Here is a 17,217-nt window from a genome sequence, read left to right on the forward strand (position 1 = left end):
GGGGCGATCCCCTGCCGGCCCCAGAGCTGCTCGGCGCACGACCGTCGCGGGATCGCGTGCTCGGCCTCGGTGAGGGTCTGCCGTCCGGGGCGAAGAACTGGCTCTCGACCTCGTACTGGAACGGAATGTCCAGGCCATCGGGGTATCGGCGGCGTCGTGGTGGGCGTGCCAGTTCATCCTCGCCTGCGGAAGGTATGCGGGTCACGGCACAGGCGCCTGGACCGAGTCCAGCGCGACCGCTGGGAAAGGATTCGGCAACTGGCCGGGCGTCAGGGCGGTCGGGCCGTAAAGCCAGTCGGTGAAGGCGTAGTCCTGCGGGTCGCGCGATCGCAGCAGCACGTTGCGCTGCATCCGCTTGATCCCTTCGAGGTGCCACAGCCTGCCCCACTCGCGTGCGGCGAGGACCACCCGGCGGCAGTGCTCGGTGCGTACCGCCTCGTACGCCGCGAGAGCCGCCGCCCAGTCGACGCCGGAGGAGTGCCCGGTACGTCGCGGGCGTCCGGCGCGTACGTGCTGCGCCAGCACCCAGCCGTCCTCGACGGCCATCACGGCGCCCTGAGCCAGGTACTGCAGTGAACCGGCCGAACGGGTGCATGCCTATCACCGCCGCCGGCTGGCGGACCTGCCGGCCGGCGGCCGTGGCGTAGTTGTCGACATGAGGGTACGGCGGCTGCGCTGCTCGACCCCGGATTGTTCGCGCCGCATGTTCCGTGAGCAGACACGGCAGATGTACGGCCGCGCCGGCTTCGCGCTCCTACCGCCAACGAATCCTGCTCGCGCAGATCGCTCACAGCGACCACCGTTTCCGCGCCAGAGCCAAGGGAACCGGTCGTATCCGGGTAACGGGTTGCCCGTAGCGGGAGTCAGGCTGGTAGTTCTTCGATGTGCGACGGTTCGTGGTGGTCGATGCCGTTGACGTGGTGGCGGAAGTCGCTGGACCGGGGATAGGCCGTGCGTCGGGACCGCATGATCGAGCCGAGGGGGCGGTGGGCAGCGAGGGCGTGCCACGGGTTGAAGGACAGGACGTCGTCGGCGTAGCGGCGGCGGGCGTCGCTATACGGGTCTTGCGCGGGCAGGTGCAGCACGGCGACGACCTGGTGCGGGGACAGGCTTTCGGGCCACGGGACGGAGGCGTCCTCGATGGGCATCCGGTCGACGTCGACGCAGAGCTGGGCCCGCACGTCGTACTGGGCGTCCTGGCCGGTGAAGAAGTCGGCGACCAGGTCCCGCAGTGCCGACTCGCCGTCCTTGCGGCGCACTGGCTTGCCGGTGAGCGCGCGGACGTTCGCGGTGCGGGGCGCGGCGGAGATCTTGGCGACGTGCTCGCCGTACCGGATCGCGGCCATCGAGTGGAATGTCTCGCCCAGGATGTGGTTGTTGGCCGCGGCCAGCGTCTCGATCGCCGGCGGCAGCGGCCGCCCGAGCTGACCGAGGACCCGGGCAGCGGTCCGGGCGGCCAGGCCGGTGACCTGGAGCTGCTGGTCGCTCTGCCGCGGCTGCTGTTCGAGGAGCTTCTGCAGCTTGGCGTACTCGCCGATGGTGCCGAACGGGAGGGTCGGGTGGTTGACCAGCAGGAAATCCTGGGTGGCCAGGCCGTCGTCGACCGCCCGTGGGCCGTCGACGCCGATGACCTTGATGGCCATGCCGCGCTGGACCGGTACCTGGTCGGAGCGCAGGTCGCCGGGCGCGGTCGAGAACCTGACGATGACCGGGTAGGTGCGGCCGGTGGCGAACAGGCCCTGGGCCAGGTGTTCGGGCAGGTCCGGCTGGATGCGCAGTTCCCCGGCGACCACGCCGTGGCTCTTGGCGTGCGCGTCGCGCAGGCCGTGCCGGTGCTTGGCGGCGACCTGCCGGTTGGCGCTCTCCATCGCCTCGACGATCTGGCGGACGAGTTCGTCCTCGTCGGGAAAGGGTCGTTCGAGGTCGTCGGAGTAGCGGACGTACCGGCGGGTGGTGGTGTGTGCGCTGGTCACGGGTGTCTCCCTCCCGGGTCGGCGAGCCAGGTGATCGCGGTGAGGCTGGGCATGAAGAAGTACTCGCCGCCCAGCAGGGTGTTGAAGCTTTGGATGCCGTGTACCCGGCGCGGCGGGGTGCCGGGCACGGTGAAGTAGGCGCTCTTGTCCTGCAGCGAGATCATCGGGTCTTTCTCTTTGCCGAGGCCGACGAAGTTGCCGGAGTTGACCCACTCGCTCTGCAGGAACTCGACGTTGTCGATGGCCCGCGCGCCGAGGGCGATGAAGTCCAGGCCGCGCGGCTTGCCGTCGTCCTTGAGCACCGATGCCGGCAGGGCGTCGCCGTAGGAGGTGCTGCGCCGGACGATCCGGCGGATGTTGACGTCGGTGAGTACTTCCAGCTTGGTGTCGCGGGGGTTCATCCGGCGGATGTGCGACCCCAGCGGGGTCTTCAGGCCGCGTGGGTCGTCGGCGTAGTCGAAGTCGTTGATCCGGTCCGGGACTTCGCCTAGTTTCGGGTCGTCGCGTTCGGGTGCCAGGGCCAGCGGTGCGCCGCTGCGCCAGCGGCCGACCAGCTTGGCGGCGAGCAGTTCGCGTTCGTCGTCGGTGCGGCCGTTGTCGTGCAGGTAACGGTTGAACGCCGCGACGTGCGAGTGGTACTTGCGGAACACGACGTAGGTGCCGTTGCGGCCGAGCACGCCGGGGGCGGGCATGGGCAGTGGGTGGCCGGTCTCGCTCGGGTAGCCGAGGACGAACTCGCCGGCCTTGATCGGCCGGCCGTCGCCGGGCAGCGGTTCGGCGCCGCTGCCCTCGACGACCGGCTGGGAGAACCCGTCCCGGTAACCGAACACGTTCCAGCCGGTGGCCCCGAAGTCCTGATGCGACAGCAGCCGTACGGCGGGCAGTCCGTGGAGTTGCTGTTCGTAGCCGGCCATCTCGGCCCGCCAGTCGCGCTCGTTGTCGGCGTAGACGCTCACCGCGACGTGCACCCGCTTGCTGCCGAACGGTTGCTCCCACTTGTCCGGGGCGTTGACGCCGGTGTCGCGCAGCCGGTCGGCCCGGCCAGCCATCCCGGCCCGGAAGTTGGCCGGGAACGAGGCGAGTGAGGCCTCCGGCACGCCCAGCGCCACCAGCCCTTGATAGCTGATTGCCAGGGCGAGCCAGGACGGTCGCGGCTCGTCCCAGTGCGCCGCAGAGCTCACCCGAGACGCCAGCCGGTGCAGCAGTTCCCGGCCGGCGTCCTGGTCGGTGATCTCGAGCAGGGCGTGGGTGCCGAAGTACGGTTCCGGCCGGGCCCGCAGCACCGCGGCCTGGATGTCGTCCAGATCGAGCGTCGGCGGCCGGCGGAACCGGCGGAAGATGTCCATGGTCAGTTCAGATCGGTCAGGAAGCGCTGCACGGCCGCGTCCTGGCGCTGCAGCCGGTTGGCCTCGGTGACGGTCATGGTGGGGTGGGAGACGAACCACGCCTCGGCCGGCAGCTGGTACTGGGTGATGAAGTCCTTCACGCCCGGCGCGGCGATGCCGGGCCAGCCCTCGACGTTGCTGAACAGGTAGTCCATCATCTCGGGGATCTTGGTGGCGAAGTCGTCGATGTAGTGGTCCCAGTCGCCGTCGTAGGCGGTGGCGAACAGCAGCTTGGTGTCGTTGTCCAGGAACACGAAGCGCATGTCGTGCAGCGTGCCGACCTGCCCGGCGCCGGCCAGGTTCCCGCTGACCAGCTTGAAGAACTTCCGCAGCCGGGCCGCACCGTTGGGCTTGAGCGGCAGGATCGTCGTCAGCTCGGACACCTCACCGCTTTTCGCCCCGATCCGGCCCGCGGTGGTGACCGCGTGCAACGCCATCTCCTGCTTGTCGACCAGCATCTCCGCGAGGCGCACCTTCAGCGCGATCTTCGCGTCGGTCACCGCGTTGTCGATCTTCTCCCGGATCCCGGCCGGGAAGCCCTGGAACTTCTCCTGCAGCACCTGCTCGCTCATCGCGGTACCTCCTTGTGGTCGGGCCCATGTGCGCGGGCCTCACGTCATCGGTCTGGGGAATAGCCCGTATTGCAGCTTTTGGACCATTCCGATGATGTCAGCGAACTCGTCGGCGAGCCGCCGTTTCACCCAGCGGCCGCCGATGCTTACTGAGACATCATGTCTCAGTTCTTGCGCTGAGACAATCCGTCTCAGATAATTGGTGGTGTGACCTCGACCTCCCGGCCGCAAGCCGTCCGCGCTCGTGCAGCCATCCTGCGGGCCGTCGTGGACCTCATCGCCACCGAAGGCGCCGCCGCCGTCACGCACCAGCGCGCGGCCGAAAAGGCCGGCGTCGGCCGGGCCACCGTCTACCGGCATTGGCCGCACCTGAGCGACCTGCTCAACGACGCCCTGGCCGGCACTACACTGCGCTTCCTCGACCCCGCTCCGGGTGCCCTGCTCGATCGGGTCGAGGCCGAACTGCACCGCGTGGCGCGCGACCTCAACAGCGCCCCGGTCACCGCCTTGGCGGCCGCCGTGATCGACCGCGCCCAGTTCGACGAGACCGCCCGTGAGATGCGCGACCGACTGGTCGCCGCCATCCACGCCAACATCAGCCAGGCCGTACGGGAGGCCGCCAGCACCGGCGAGCTCAGCGCCGCCCCGCCGACGGACGACCTGTTCGACCAACTCCTCGGCCCGCTGTTCGCGCGCCGGCTGCTCAGCAACCAGCCGATCACCGACGGCCTGGTCCACCGCGTCGCCCACGACACACTCGGCCCCTGGCTGACCCGCCACGACGGCACGCACTAGCGCCCCGCGACGAGGAACACGATCACGCCACGCCGCCACCGACGCCCAAAGATGATCGCAACGTCGAGGTCGGCGCCGCGGCTATCGCTCTGCGCTGTACATCGCGAGCTGCCCGAACTGGCAGGAGACCGGACGGCGGGTCCGCGCCGCTCTCGATCAGGCCGACTCCACGCGGACAGCGGTGACGTTCGTTCCGGTGGCGAGCACCGCGGAGGCCGGTGCTGTCGGGCTGCGGGGATCGCCGACGATCACCGTCGACGGCGAGGATCTGTTCCCCGCCCGGCTACCCCCGGTCGGGGCTGAGCTGCCTGCACTAGCCCACTACCAACGGGCCGGCCGGGGTGCCCGACCTCATCGCGGCACTCCAGGAAAGGGGCACCTCATGAGCACACCCACTCCGCCGGCCATCGAGCTACGCCGCTGCGGCTACTGCGACCGGGAACGGCCCGCCGGCAAGGTCACCGACCTCGGCAACAGGGGTAAGCGCCTTGTCTTCGAGCGCAGGTCCATCTCTTGTCAACGGCCATTGTGATGTCGCCACTGGTGGCCACCGAATGTCTCCACCGGTGGCCATGTCAGGTCATGATCGACTCCTTGCGGTTCTGGTGCGGGCCTCCCGCATGCGGAAGGACTCGCCTTCGGTGACCACGACGGTGGCGTGGTGCAGGAGCCGGTCGAGCAGGCTGGTCGCGGTGACGTGTTCAGGCAGGAACCGGCCCCACTGTTCGAACGGCCAGTGTGAGGCGATGCCCAGGGCGCGGCGTTCGTAGGCGGCGGCGACAAACCGGAACAGCAGTTGGGTGCCGGTGTCGTCCAGCGGGGCGAACCCGACCTCGTCGACCACCACCAGGTCGTGGCGCAGCAGGGTGTCGATGACCCGGCCGACGGAGTTGTCGGCCAGGCCGCGGTAGAGCTGCTCGACGAGTTCCGCGGCGGAGAGGTAGCGGACCTTGTGCCCGGCGGCGACCGCGGCGTGGCCAACCGCGACGAGCAGGTGCGACTTGCCGGTGCCGGCCGGACCGACCAGGCACAGGTTCTCGGCCTTGCCGATCCATTCCAGGCTGGCGAGGTAGTCGAAGGTGGCTTGCGGCACCGAGGACGCAGCGACTTTGAACTCGTCGAGGGTCTTGGTGACCGGGAACCCGGCGCCGCGCGGCCGGTTGCGCTGGTTGGTGTCGTCACGGGCCGCGACCTCGGCCTCGATCAGGGTGCGCAGCACCTCCTCGGGGGTCCAGCGTTGGACTTTCGCGGTGTGCAGCACCTCGGGCGCCAGCTGCCGCACCGTGGACAGTTTGAGGCGTTTCAGCGCCTCGGTCAGGTCCGCGGGCAGGGGCGCCGGCGCGGTGGTTGGTGGGGTGCGGGCGGGCATCAGGCCACCTCCCGTAGCCGGTCGGCCCGTAGCCGGTCGGTGTGGTAGGCGTCCAGGCCACGGGTCGGCACCACCGGCAGAACGCCGTCGAGGGCGGCGCCTGGCGGCTGCGGGGTCGGGGCGGCCGGGCCGGCCGCCAGGATCGCCCGCACGTCCTCGGCGGTGAACCGGCGGAACCGGGTCGCCCGGCGCAGCGCCGCGGTGAGGGTGTCGCGGCCGTGCGCGGCCTCGAGGGCGACGATCCCGGCCAGGTGGCTGGGCAGCCGGGTGGTGCCGGCCGCGGCGGCCGCGCGCAGGAACGCCTCCGCATCCGCGCCGAGGGCCAGGAACGCCTGCTCCGCCCGAGTGCGGGGCCGCACCGCCCGCTGCGGTTTGCGGGCCGGCCGGTCGTAGTGCTCGTCCAGGATCGAGGTGCCGCCGGGCGGGACGAGGCGGTGCGAGGCGACCAGGGTCTGCTCGTGCCAGACCTCGATACGGTCCTCGACGGTGGCCACCTCGACCTGAGCACCGACCAGCGTGTGGGGCACCGAGTAGCGGGCCGACCCGATCCGGACCGTGGCCAGCTTGTCGACCTTGCGGGACACGCCGTGGCCCATGGCGGGGCGCAGCGACGGCAACGCCCGCAGCACCCGCACCTCCTCGGCCAGGCGCTGATCCGGCACCGCCTGGATCTCGGCGTGGACGCGGGCGTTGACCTCGGCGCACCACACCCGGGCGGCGTCGTTGGCCACAGCCAGATCCCCACCGAAGTCCTCGGCCGGCACCACCAGATCCGACTTCGCCAGCCGGACCAGGGCCTCGACCGCGCCCTTGGACTCCGGGTCCCGGGCCTCGCAGAAGTCCGGCCGGAACCGATAGTGCGCGGCGAAACGTACATACTGCGCGGTCGGCACGACCACGTTGGCGACCACCCCGCCCTTCAGACAGCCCATCCGATCGGCCAGGACCTCGGCCGGCACCCCACCCGCGGCCTCGAAACACTCCGCGAGCAGCCGCAACGTCGTATCCAGGGTCTCGTCCCGGGTGAACCGCACGAACCGCCACCGCGACCACGGCAACACCGCGGTGAACAGCTTCAATCCACGGTTCGGGCCCTTGGTGACGGTGCCGTAGTCGATGAGCAGATGGCCACCCGGCTCCGGCGTCCACGGCCGGTACACCCGCCGGACCCGCTTCCACGTGGCTTTCTGCACCGCGACCGCCCGCCGCAGCGTGCGCGCCGAACCGGTATACCCGGCCGCCCGCAGCACCGGCAGCAGCCGCTTCGCCGTGATCCGCCCGTCCGTCGCCTTCACCCTGGCGAAGATCAGATCCGCGAACGGATCGGCCAGCCCCGGCGCCGGCGCCCGCCGCAGGCCCGGTCGCTGCCCGGCCGTGCGGCGCTCCAACACCCGCTTCACGGTCTTATGGGTCGTGCCGCACAAGGCGGCGGCAGCCCGCAGGCTACCGGTCTTTTCGTAGGCGTTGATGATGTCCAAACTCCTGCCTCGCAGTCTTCAATAGAGGGGTCCTTCGGGGCTTGCAGACGTGCTGGTTGGCGCCGCAAGTCTCGGCCCCGAAGGACCCCAAAGATCAGCTAATCCCCTGCGAGGTGGGGACTTTCACTGGCCACGAGCGGAGACTTGCCATGGCCAGGGACATCTCTAGCCGGGGGCTCCACAAACAACTGCGCCACGCCGACCCGTGTATTGGTCGTGTCCGCTACGTTGCCGCTTCCTCCGCCGCGCCGTCACAACTGGGGTGCGGTCGAGGAACCAGATGTTGGCTGATCAACGACGGCCGGCGTGCGGTCGAGGCCAAGCGCGAGGAGATCGAGGCCTCCTCTCCGACGTGATCGCAGATCTGGCTATTGGCAGTCGGGCGACACACGCGCGGCCGGTCGATGAGATTCCCTCACTTACCGTCGCCTCGGTCGATGCATTGAGGAAGGTTCGGCGTTCCGGACCGACCGAGGAGCCCTTCTCCGTTGCCGTGGACGATCAGATCGAATCAAACGATCAGTCGAACCGGATGAAGAGGCTGGTGATTTGGTCTGGACACGGCCGCATTGAATCGATCGATGTGAGCATACGACTCAGCCTCGGTCATGCAGGCGAATCTACCCGTGGACCTGAGCACCGGCCGTGCCCCGCTTCTCTGCTACCCCCGTGCCAAGTGACTGTTCAAGCTCGCCGCGACGGGCATCAGCCACCGGTAGACGGTGACGGCCGCGGCCGCGACGGCCAGGTGCATGAGCATGAGGGCCGCGACGGCGCCCCAGCTGACTCCCGGGCTGGTGCCGGCGGCCCCGACGGCGATGTCGGGGATGAGGGAGAGGGCGACCGCGGAGGGGACGAGCCATCGGAGGACGGACGCGGGCCGGGCGGCGCGCCGGCGGATGATCTGCCAGCCGATCGCGCCGGCGAGCACGCCCAGCACGGTCAGCGGCAGGTAGCTGCTGGGCCACAGCGGCCGGAAATCGGGCGAGGCGCCCGCGGCCCGGGCGATCAGAGCGATCAAGGCGGTCGCCAGGCCGGCAGCCGCGGCGCCGACGAGGGTGGAAAGGGCCACGGCGGCGACCGTGCGGCCCGCCGAGGTGGAGGAGGTGGAGGTGACGGTCATAGCGGTCTCCCGACGCTGGTAGTGGGTTCGATGGCGGGCGGGACGGGCCGGTTCACCGGCCGGGGTGCAGGCCGAGCACGCCGGGGCTGGGCGGGCCCTGGACCTCGCCGAAGTAGAGGGTGAAGGTCTGCCGCCAGCGTTCGGCTTCGGCCCGGTCGGCCATGAAGGCTGGGAAGCCGTCGAGGTGGGCGTTGGGGTACTCCCAGATCGGCTTGAGGCCGCCCTGGGGCTGGACGTCGGTACGTACCGCCCAGCCGTCGAAGGAGGCCTGCTGTACGGGGACCGACAGTGACCAGTTCAGGTAGAGCTTGGCGGCGGCGGGGTGCTTGGCCTTGGCGAGGATCGCGGCCCGCTGGCCCCACGCCATGAACGGGTGCCCACCGGGCGCGACCCATTTCACGCCGGGCGCGAGCGGGCCGGTCAGGGAGCCGACGCCGCCGATGCCGACCTGCTTCTGCTTGCTGGCGACCGCGACGATCGGGGTGGGTGTGCCGCGGCCGAACTGGATGTCCTGCGCGGCGAGGCGGGCCACCCAGTCCCAGCCGTAGGCCTGCGCGTACAGCTTGTACAGGTAGAGGACGGCGTCGTCGTCGTTCGGGTACGAGGACGCGATCGTGCCCTTCCAGCGGGAGTCGGCCAGGTCTAGCGGGGTGGCGGGTGCGGCGGTGCCGAGGCTGTCGTCGTACATGTAGCTGAAGGACAACACGGCGATGCCGACCCAGGCGCCGTCCGGGTCGCGGAAGGCGGGGTACAGCTTCGAGAAGCCGGCCGGCTTGTACGGCTGGAGCACGCCAAGGCTCTTCCACCGGGTGAAGTCCTGCAGGGTCTGCAGCTGGACCACGTCGGGGACGAGGGTGCCGGTGGCGAGCTGGTTGTCGACGCGTACGTCGTGGAACTTGCTGTAGTCGACGACCATGGTGAGCTTGATGTCCGGGAACTGGGACAGGAAGGCCTGTTTGGTGGCGTCCTGCTGGTCCTGGGTGTCGCCGCCGGCGTAGATGACGAGCTCGCCGCCCTCGCGGAGGGCGTCGGCGTACAGCTGCGTGAGCGACTTGCGCTCCTCCGGCACCGGCATGCCCGTGTACGCGGCCGAGGCGCTGGCGGGGATCGCGGCGCCCAGCGCGGCCGCGCCGAGCATCGTCCCCGCCGCGCCGAGCGCCTGTCGCCTGCTGAGTGTGGTCATGGCTGGAGTCCTCTCCGCCGAGGTGATTGTCCGTACAAGCAACTGCGACGCTAGAGCCTTGTAGTTGAACGGTCAACAGTTGTCCGCACCACATCCGCTGCCGGATGGTCCCGTATCGTCGGTCCGATGGAGCAGGTGCGGTGGTTGACCGAGCGGGAGGTGCGGGTGTGGCGGCTCTTCGCGGTGGTGCTGGGTTTTGTGGGTGACCAGATCGAGGGGCAGCTGCAGCGCGACGCCGGGCTGACCCACTTCGGGTACGCCGTCATGTCCACGCTGTCGGAGATGCCGGACCGGGCGATGCGCATGAGCGAGCTGGCCGCGATGGCGAACGGCTCCCGGTCGCGGCTCTCACACCTGGTGACCGCCCTGGAGCGGCGCGGATGGATCCGCCGCGAGCGGTCCCCGCACGACCGGCGGGGCAGCGTCGCCGTGCTGACCGAGGCGGGGTACGCCAAGGTGGCGGCCGCCGCGCCAGGTCACGTCGCGGCGGTGCGCGCCGCGGTCTTCGACGCACTCAGCCCGCAAGGGCTCGGCCGGCTGGAAGCCGCGTGCGCGGAGCTTCTCGCCGCGGCCAGCGCGGGGCGCCCGCTCCCGCCGTGGCTCGCCTCCCGGGGGCCGGAGGACCCGCAACCACCTGCGCCAGTAGTGCAGAAAAGTGCACCATCCGAGGATGACCTGGCGGCGTTGGCGGCGGCGATCGGGGCCCGGGTCCGGCTGGCCCGGCAGGCGCGCCGGTGGACACTCGACCGGCTGGCGGAGGCCACCGGGGTGAGCCGCCGGATGCTGGTCAACGTCGAGCAGGGCGTCGCCAACCCCACCGTGGGCACCCTGCGGAAACTCGGCGACGCACTCGGCATCAGCCTCCCCGCGCTGGTCGAGCCGCCCGAGCCCGTCCGATGAACGCCAGGGCTCAGCGAGGGCGCCGGCCGGCGACGAAGATGTCGCCGGCGGCGACCGAGACGTCGCAGGCGCTGCCGCCGCCCGTCGCCAGAATGTGGGCGGGCTCGCGGTGGCCGCCGATCACCTCGATCCGCCGCACGGGTTGCGACGTGGCGAGGGTCCTCTCCGCCCGCAGCGTGGTTCCCAGGGTGCAGGCGGAAGGTCTCGATGCCGGTCAGCGCGTCCCGCGTCGCGTAAGCCGGGGTTCCGGCGCAAACGCCGGACCCCTCGAACCGCCCGGCAAATAGTCGCCGCTGTCGTTGTCGGCGCCCGGACGTCAGCCTTTGCTCGGTGTTGGCGTCGCGGACTCCGGCGTGCCGTAGCTTTTCGGGGTGATATCCAACCGGGACGATGGGAATGTCCCGCCGAGGACGGAGCGGGCCGTGGCAGCCGGGCACACACTCAAGGTGCTGATCGTCGACGATGACGACGCGGACACCCTCATGATCGAGGAGGCGCTGCAGGCCGTCGCGAACCCGCCCGAGATCGCCCGGGTCGCCGACGGACAGGAAGCGGTGGACTATCTGGGCCGTCATGAGCCGTACACCGAGGCAGCCCGGCCGGACCTGATCCTGCTGGATCTGAACATGCCCCGGATCAGCGGTCACGACGTGCTCAGCGAGGTGAGGAACGACCCGGATCTGGAATCGATCCCGGCGGTCGTGTTGACCACCTCAGACACCGATGGTGACGTTCTGGCCAGCTACACCCGGCACGCGAACGCCTTCGTGACCAAACCACTGGATCTGCACCCCTTCGAGACCGCCGTCCAGCAGATCAGTCGTCTCTTCACCCACACAAGCGGAGCGCACCTTCGCGGATCAGAAAGGTACGCCCGCCTGCAGGCAACTCTATAGAGGACCGTGTCAGGAGGGTTCGGTGGTCCTCGGTTACGAACCTTGCCATGACCCGACGATTTGCAGGGCGGTCCGCGTGCAGATCGCGTCTGCCTCAGGCGCGAAGTCGGCTGTCAGCACGAGGGCGGTGCGGGCCAGGTGTCGGGCCAGGCAGCCGGCTGCGGCCGCTGGATCCCGCGACAGAATCGCTTCGGCGATCTTCTCGTGCTCGGTGTTCACCGACGCCCACACGCGAGGCCGCGAGGACAGCACGGACACCCGCCGGTAGCGCTCGGCGCGGTCCATCAGGTTCGCGATGATCTGCGCCTGCGACGGGCTGGTGAGTGCCACGATCCGGCGGTGGAACTCGAGGTGGGCGGCATCCCAGGCCGGCAGGTCGTCGTTCTTGACCGCCGCTACCAGCCTGGCCACGTTGTCTGCCAGGGCCGCATGGTCCGCACTCGTCATGCGCTGGGTGGTCACGGCGACCGCCATGGATTCCAGCAGCACCCGGCTGCTGTAGACCGCGTCAAGATCCTGAATGTCGAGCGGCGGGACACGCGCACGGTGATTGCGCTCGGTTATCAGCAGCCCCTCGGCTTCGAGTAGCCGGATCGCTTCCCGGACGGGCGTGGTGCTGACGCCCAGCTGCCGGGCCAGCGCGACCTGAGACAGCACCGAGCCGGGCTCAAGCGCACCTTGCAGGATCATCGTGCGGAGCCGGTTCCCGACTTCCGCGGTGGCCTGCCGGCCGTTTGCGCCCGTATGCACCGGGCCGCCGGATGGCGACTGGCGCACCGCGGTCAGCTCGGCCGCGTCATCCGCCCCGTTCTGTACAGCCTTCATGTCTAATCCTGCCTATCGCGTTGACGGCCGCCGGCACCGAGGCGGCTGATTCGGTCGGCGCTAGCGCGTGTGGTGGCTGCGCTCATGGCACGGTGACGAACGGCGCGCGGTCGATGAATACCTGAAGACTGCTGATGATGTGCGCGTCATGCCGGATGACCGCCATGGTGGGCACGGTCTCGACCCGGCCGTCCGGGAAGGTGAACCGCTCCTGGAATTGGATCATGACGTGGCCGTGCGCGTCCCAGACGTTGCGGAAGGTGTGCTGCATCGCGTGCGTCTGGTGCGCGGCCCGCAGCGCCTGGACCGCGGACGCCTTTCCGTGCAGCGGCGGAAGCGCGCCGAAGGTCAGGGTGAGGTCGTCGGCGAAGTCCTTGCTGTACCCGTCGAGATCGCCGGCGTCGACCAAGGCGTAGTGGTCGACGAGCCAGCCGGGCACCTCGGGGCGCAGGGTCAGGATCTCGGCGACATCGGTGGCTGCGGTCATGAACTTCTCCTACGAGTTCAGAGGGCACCTTTTCCTGTGAATGCCGGCAACATCCGGGATTTCGCCGGTGGATCCAGGCTCAGGCGTGAACGCTCTGGTGTTGCAGGGCGAGCAGGGACTCGAGTTCCTCGCGCCGAGGGCGCTTGTGGAAACGGCCGCCTTGCATGATGTGCGTGATCCTGTCGCGGTCACGCAGGATACCGATGTCCCGCAGCGGATCGCCGTCCACCAGCAGCAGGTCGGCAAGGTAGCCTTCGCGGACCAGCCCGAGTTCGTCGCCCATGCCCATCAGCTGGCCGCCGTACATCGTGGCTGCCCGCAGGGCTTCGGCGGGGCTGAAGCCGTACAGTTCCACGAAATACTGCAGGTCGCGGGCGTTGGCTCCGTTCGGGTTCCACGGAAAACCGTAGTCGCCGCCGGGCAGTACCCGGATACCGCGGCGCCGCATCTCCGGGATGACCGTACTCCACCGTTCGAGCGTTTCCAGCATGCCCTTCTCGGCAATGACCGTGGCGTCCATGCCGAACTGCGCTGCCTCGTAAGCACCGGTGTAGACCACTCCCACCGCCGGTGCGACGAAGACGCGGTCCTTGGCTTCCTCGAGCAGGTCCAGGGCCTCCTCATCGGCGTGCGTGCAGTGGTAGATGGCGCGGAAGCCGTTCTGCACCGCCTGCTTGACCGACGCGGCGGCGTGAGCGTGACAGGCCAGCCAGACCCCGGACTCGCGGGCCTGCTCTCCGGCCGCTTGCACCTCCTCGTCGGTGTACAGGAGTTGATGCGAGCCGCCTGGCACGAATGCGTCGTCGCTGGACAGCAGGAACTTGATCGTATCGACACCGTTGGCCGCCCATTTGCGGACGAATGCCCGTACCGCCTCCGGGCCGCGGCCGTGGTCGTCCGGATCGTGTGAGTCGGGGACGCCGACGTCGCCTTCGGGTGCGCGCTCGATACATGACGCGCGCAGCCGCGGACCGGGCAGCCAGCCGCCGTTGATCTCCGCGCGCAGCGCGATCTCGAACCTGCCGCCGAGCGATCCGGCCGAGTACGCGCTGGTGAACCCGGCATCCAGCAGAGTCTTGGCGTTGTGGGCGGTGACTAGCAGGTGTTCTTCCGCCGGAAGTTCCATGGTGGGGATCAGCCGGTCCACCGACGACGGCCACGACAGGTGGGCGTGCGCCTCGATGAGACCGGGCAGCAGGGTCTTTCCCGCAGCGTCGACGACCTCGGCGCCCTCCCGGTTGACCTGGCCCGAACCGGCGGCGACTTGGGTGACCCGGTCGCCCTCCACGCGCACCTCCCCGGCGAAAGGCTCGCCCCCGGTGCCGTCGAAGATCCTCGCGTCGATAAAGACAGTTGTCATTTTCCCTGCTCCTCAATTGCTCGGTCCGCAGTGCGGCACCGGGAAGCGCCGAGGCGCTTTTCTGCGAAATTCCGCACGGACGCGACGAGCGGTGCGGTGTCGTCCATGCCGAGCCATCCGTGCTCGGCGCCGGGCACGGTGATCAGCTCGACCTCGGCTCCTGCCCGGGTCAGTGCCGCGGCCAGCGCCTGGCTCTGCGTGACGGGTACCAGCGAGTCCGCGGTGCCGTGCATGATCAGGAACGGCGGCGCGTCCGGCCCGACGTGGTTGACCGGGCTCGCCGCGCGCGCCTCGGCCAGGCGCTCGCCGATCGGGCCGCCGATCAGCTGAGCCTCGCGCAGGTGCGGGTCGGCCGGGTCGCACATCGCCGGAAGGTCGGCTGGCCCGAACCAGTCCACGACGCCCGCGACCGCCGGCCGCGGTTCAGTGACCGCGGCATGCGTTTCCCCGGCCGCATCCCGAGCGCCAAGGCCGGCCAGCGCGGCGAGATGAGCCCCGGCTGACTCACCCCAGAGCAGCACGCTGGAGGTGTCCAGGTCGAGCTCGCTGCCCCGGGCGGCCAGCCAGCTCAGGGCGGCGTAGACGTCCCTCAGCTGGGCGGGGAAGGTCGCCTCGGCGCTGAGCCGGTAGTCGATGCACGCCAGCGCCAGGCCGGCCTCGGTGAACGTGGAGACGGCGAACGGGAAGCGCCGCCGTGACCCTCTCCGCCAGCCGCCCCCGTGCACGTAAACGACAAGGCCGGCCGGGCCCGCTGCCGCGGGACGGTGCACGTCCATCAGAAGGGGCCGATAGCCCTCCCACGCCGCGAACTCGATGTCGCTGTAGGACCGGGTACCCGGATGCCGTACCTGTGGTGCCGGAAGGGGCTGGGTGGCCGGATCCGGCTGGACCGCCTGCCGCAGCTGTGCGAGCAGCGCTGGACTGAGCATGGTCAGTTCCTCCCCGGCGGCGTGAGACTGGTGACGAACTTGGTGAAGACCATCGGCTCACGCGGAGGGTCCACCCTGGCTTCGGCCGCATGCTCAAGGTAGTTGAGACCGATGCCGAAGATCTGCCGCGGCCGCGGCACTGGCGGCAGCAGTTCGCTTGCCTGGTAGGGCCGGCCGTTGCCAAGGCAGCTTCCCGCGGCCCAGTCCGAGATTTCCTGCCACCGGGCGAAGACCGCCTGGGGGTCAGCGGGGAAACGGCCATCGCTCGCCTGTGCGATATCGAAGCAGAGGCCGCCCTCGACCAGGTGCGCGCGGTGACCAATATTAGCGACCTTCACTCGCCACGTCCCTTTCCCGTGAACCGGTGGCTCCCGCCTCCCGCCCGGCCGGCCCGACCGTCGTCTCGGCAGGCGACGGGATGTCCGCGCCCGCCACCCGGCTCGCACCGCGCAGTGTCACCACGGCGAGTAGGCCGGCGATCACGGCCGCCACGCCGCACACCGCGAAGCCGACGGAGTAGCCAGAACCGAGCGCTGCCATGGCGATGGGAGCGGCCTGGCCGGGGGGACTGTTCGGCGGCACCGAATTCACGGCAAGCGGACCGCCGGCCTGGGCGACCGCTCCGGCGGCGGCCTTGAGCCCGGGAGGCAGAGCGGAATCCTCCAGGCCCCTGCCGAACAGCGAAGACGCGCGGCTCAGCGCGACCGCGCCGACGATCGCCGGTCCCAGCGCGAGACCGAGGTCACGCAGCATGCTGATCGACCCGCTGGCCATGCCCGCCAGGTGCGCCGGCACGCTGTTCACCGCGACCGCGCTGATCGAGGCGATCAACAGCGCAGCGCCGACGCCCACGATGATCTGTGGCGCCAAGACCGCAACCACCGACCGGTTGGTGATACTCAGGGCCGCCATCCAGAACGCCCCGACGGCGATGAGAAGCGCACCGCCGCAAAGAACGACGCGCGGCCTGGCTCGCTCCAGTAAGCGCGCGGTGACCGGGGCTTGCACCACCATGACGCCGTTGGCTGCCAGGAACGGAACGGCCAGGAGGATCGGGCTGAGGTGCTGGATCACACCCAGGCGGAAGCTCGTTGCGTACGCGAAGCCGAGGAAGGAGAACATGCCGACTACCGCGACGACCGATACCGCCGCGAACTCGCGGTTACGGAAAAGCCCGAGCTGGAGCAACGGCGACCGCCCCCTGGACTCGGCGAACAGGAAGAGCACCAGGAACACGGCTGCCGTCACGAATGCGGTGACAACTCGAGGTGAGGACCAGCCGTCGCTCGGGCCCTGGATGACGCCGTAGAGCAACGCGGACAGCCCGATCACGATGGTGACCTGGCCGGCCCAGTCGAGCGAGCGTCCCTGCGGCGCGTTCGAGTCCTGGGCGAAGCGGGAGATGATCACGCCGATCACCGCGAGCGCCGCCACGGAGGAGAACGACAACCGCAGCGACCCGTAGGTCGCGGTGAGCCCGCCGAGAAGAGGAGCGAGGCCGCCGCCGATGGCCATGGCCGCGCCCCAAACCGCGATCCCGCGCGCGCGTTCTCGCAGGGTGCGCGTTCCGGCTGCCACCATGGCGAGCGTGCTGGGGAAGAGCGCGGCCGCGGCGATGCCCGACAGAAGCTGGCCGGCCAGCAGCAGGGCGGAATCGTGGGCGAGCGCCGAGATCAACTCGCCGGCCGCCAGCAGGGCGGCGCCGCCCGTCAGCAGGCGCTTGCGGCCGAACAGGTCGCCGAGCACGCCGAAGGTCAGCTCGAGCACCGTGATCGGAAGCAGCAGGACGACGGTAACCCAGGTGACCTGGGATCCCGTCAAGTGGAGGTTCTGCTGTAATGCTCCGCTGAGCGTGGCGGGCATGGCGATGGCGAGCTGGGCCAGGCACACGCCGACGCAAACCGCGATGAGCGTGGCTGTGCGCATCCCTCCGGCCGAAGCC

The 17,217-nt window shown here is 69.9% G+C and carries 18 protein-coding genes and 1 pseudogene; 4 read left to right on the top strand and 15 right to left on the bottom strand.

Annotated features, from left to right (window positions below):
• Window positions 1-201 precede the first annotated feature (201 nt).
• Entirely contained in the window at window positions 202-546 is a 345-nt protein-coding gene (locus AB0B76_RS48070; protein WP_360389498.1) for a hypothetical protein, read from the bottom strand.
• A gap of 55 nt (window positions 547-601) precedes the next feature.
• Here AB0B76_RS48070 and AB0B76_RS48075 point away from each other — a divergent pair.
• Window positions 602-709: pseudogene (locus AB0B76_RS48075) on the top strand (hypothetical protein); the annotation flags it as partial.
• A 154-nt stretch (window positions 710-863) separates the two neighbouring features.
• Here the strand turns inward: AB0B76_RS48075 and AB0B76_RS48080 are convergent.
• The 3 genes from AB0B76_RS48080 to AB0B76_RS48090 are packed head-to-tail and all read right to left on the bottom strand — an operon-like array spanning window position 864 to window position 3,930.
• A complete protein-coding gene (locus AB0B76_RS48080; RefSeq protein ID WP_360389500.1) occupies window positions 864-1,973 on the bottom strand; it encodes a catalase family protein in 1,110 nt (369 codons plus the stop codon).
• Complete coding sequence (locus tag AB0B76_RS48085) at window positions 1,970-3,319, bottom strand: hypothetical protein (RefSeq protein ID WP_360389503.1); 1,350 nt, start codon at window positions 3,317-3,319, stop codon at window positions 1,970-1,972. The genes AB0B76_RS48080 and AB0B76_RS48085 overlap by 4 nt, the downstream gene beginning before the upstream one ends.
• 2 nt (window positions 3,320-3,321) lie before the next feature.
• On the bottom strand, window positions 3,322-3,930 hold the full coding sequence (locus tag AB0B76_RS48090; protein WP_360389505.1) for a hypothetical protein: 609 nt from the start codon (window positions 3,928-3,930) through the stop codon (window positions 3,322-3,324).
• 207 nt (window positions 3,931-4,137) lie between these two features.
• On the opposite strand from AB0B76_RS48090, the gene AB0B76_RS48095 reads away from it, so the two are divergent.
• On the top strand, window positions 4,138-4,725 hold the full coding sequence (locus tag AB0B76_RS48095; protein WP_360389508.1) for a TetR/AcrR family transcriptional regulator: 588 nt from the start codon (window positions 4,138-4,140) through the stop codon (window positions 4,723-4,725).
• Window positions 4,726-5,305: 580 nt separating this feature from the next.
• On the opposite strand, the gene istB is transcribed toward AB0B76_RS48095, so the two are convergent.
• The 4 genes from istB to AB0B76_RS48115 all read right to left on the bottom strand — a co-directional run bounded on the left by istB (window position 5,306) and on the right by AB0B76_RS48115 (window position 9,878).
• Window positions 5,306-6,094: an IS21-like element helper ATPase IstB gene (gene istB, locus AB0B76_RS48100; RefSeq protein WP_360389511.1), complete on the bottom strand. Its 789-nt coding sequence runs from the start codon at window positions 6,092-6,094 to the stop codon at window positions 5,306-5,308.
• Window positions 6,094-7,587 carry an IS21 family transposase gene (gene istA, locus AB0B76_RS48105; protein WP_360389640.1) on the bottom strand — a complete coding sequence of 498 codons (1,494 nt, stop codon included), beginning with the start codon at window positions 7,585-7,587 and terminating at the stop codon, window positions 6,094-6,096. Before istA ends, istB begins: the two co-directional genes overlap by 1 nt.
• Window positions 7,588-8,233: 646 nt before the next feature.
• Window positions 8,234-8,695, bottom strand: a complete 462-nt coding sequence (locus AB0B76_RS48110; protein ID WP_360389515.1) for a DUF6069 family protein — start codon at window positions 8,693-8,695, stop codon at window positions 8,234-8,236.
• Window positions 8,696-8,747: 52 nt separating this feature from the next.
• Window positions 8,748-9,878 (bottom strand): ABC transporter substrate-binding protein, encoded by a 1,131-nt coding sequence (locus tag AB0B76_RS48115; protein ID WP_360389517.1) that lies wholly within the window; start codon window positions 9,876-9,878, stop codon window positions 8,748-8,750.
• Between the two features lie 126 nt (window positions 9,879-10,004).
• On the opposite strand from AB0B76_RS48115, the gene AB0B76_RS48120 reads away from it, so the two are divergent.
• On the top strand, window positions 10,005-10,778 hold the full coding sequence (locus AB0B76_RS48120) for a helix-turn-helix domain-containing protein (protein ID WP_360389520.1): 774 nt from the start codon (window positions 10,005-10,007) through the stop codon (window positions 10,776-10,778).
• Between the two features lie 10 nt (window positions 10,779-10,788).
• Here AB0B76_RS48120 and AB0B76_RS48125 read toward each other — a convergent pair whose 3' ends face one another.
• Window positions 10,789-10,917: a hypothetical protein gene (locus AB0B76_RS48125; protein ID WP_360389523.1), complete on the bottom strand. Its 129-nt coding sequence runs from the start codon at window positions 10,915-10,917 to the stop codon at window positions 10,789-10,791.
• Window positions 10,918-11,200: 283 nt separating this feature from the next.
• Here AB0B76_RS48125 and AB0B76_RS48130 point away from each other — a divergent pair, with 283 nt between their 5' ends.
• Entirely contained in the window at window positions 11,201-11,674 is a 474-nt protein-coding gene (locus AB0B76_RS48130) for a response regulator (RefSeq protein ID WP_360389527.1), read from the top strand.
• A gap of 33 nt (window positions 11,675-11,707) precedes the next feature.
• On the opposite strand, the gene AB0B76_RS48135 is transcribed toward AB0B76_RS48130, so the two are convergent.
• From AB0B76_RS48135 to AB0B76_RS48160, 6 genes are all read right to left on the bottom strand, one after another.
• A complete protein-coding gene (locus tag AB0B76_RS48135; protein WP_360389529.1) occupies window positions 11,708-12,499 on the bottom strand; it encodes a GntR family transcriptional regulator in 792 nt (263 codons plus the stop codon).
• 82 nt (window positions 12,500-12,581) lie between these two features.
• Complete coding sequence (locus AB0B76_RS48140) at window positions 12,582-12,986, bottom strand: nuclear transport factor 2 family protein (protein WP_360389532.1); 405 nt, start codon at window positions 12,984-12,986, stop codon at window positions 12,582-12,584.
• A gap of 79 nt (window positions 12,987-13,065) precedes the next feature.
• Window positions 13,066-14,346, bottom strand: coding sequence for an amidohydrolase family protein (locus AB0B76_RS48145; RefSeq protein WP_360389535.1), 1,281 nt, complete (start codon window positions 14,344-14,346; stop codon window positions 13,066-13,068).
• Window positions 14,343-15,275 carry an alpha/beta hydrolase gene (locus tag AB0B76_RS48150; protein ID WP_360389538.1) on the bottom strand — a complete coding sequence of 311 codons (933 nt, stop codon included), beginning with the start codon at window positions 15,273-15,275 and terminating at the stop codon, window positions 14,343-14,345. The genes AB0B76_RS48145 and AB0B76_RS48150 overlap by 4 nt, the downstream gene beginning before the upstream one ends.
• 2 nt (window positions 15,276-15,277) lie before the next feature.
• Window positions 15,278-15,613, bottom strand: coding sequence for a hypothetical protein (locus tag AB0B76_RS48155; protein WP_360389541.1), 336 nt, complete (start codon window positions 15,611-15,613; stop codon window positions 15,278-15,280).
• Complete coding sequence (locus tag AB0B76_RS48160; RefSeq protein WP_360389544.1) at window positions 15,600-17,201, bottom strand: MFS transporter; 1,602 nt, start codon at window positions 17,199-17,201, stop codon at window positions 15,600-15,602. The genes AB0B76_RS48155 and AB0B76_RS48160 overlap by 14 nt, the downstream gene beginning before the upstream one ends.
• Between the last annotated feature and the right edge of the window lie 16 nt (window positions 17,202-17,217).

The organism is Dactylosporangium sp. NPDC049140 (assembly GCF_040648435.1).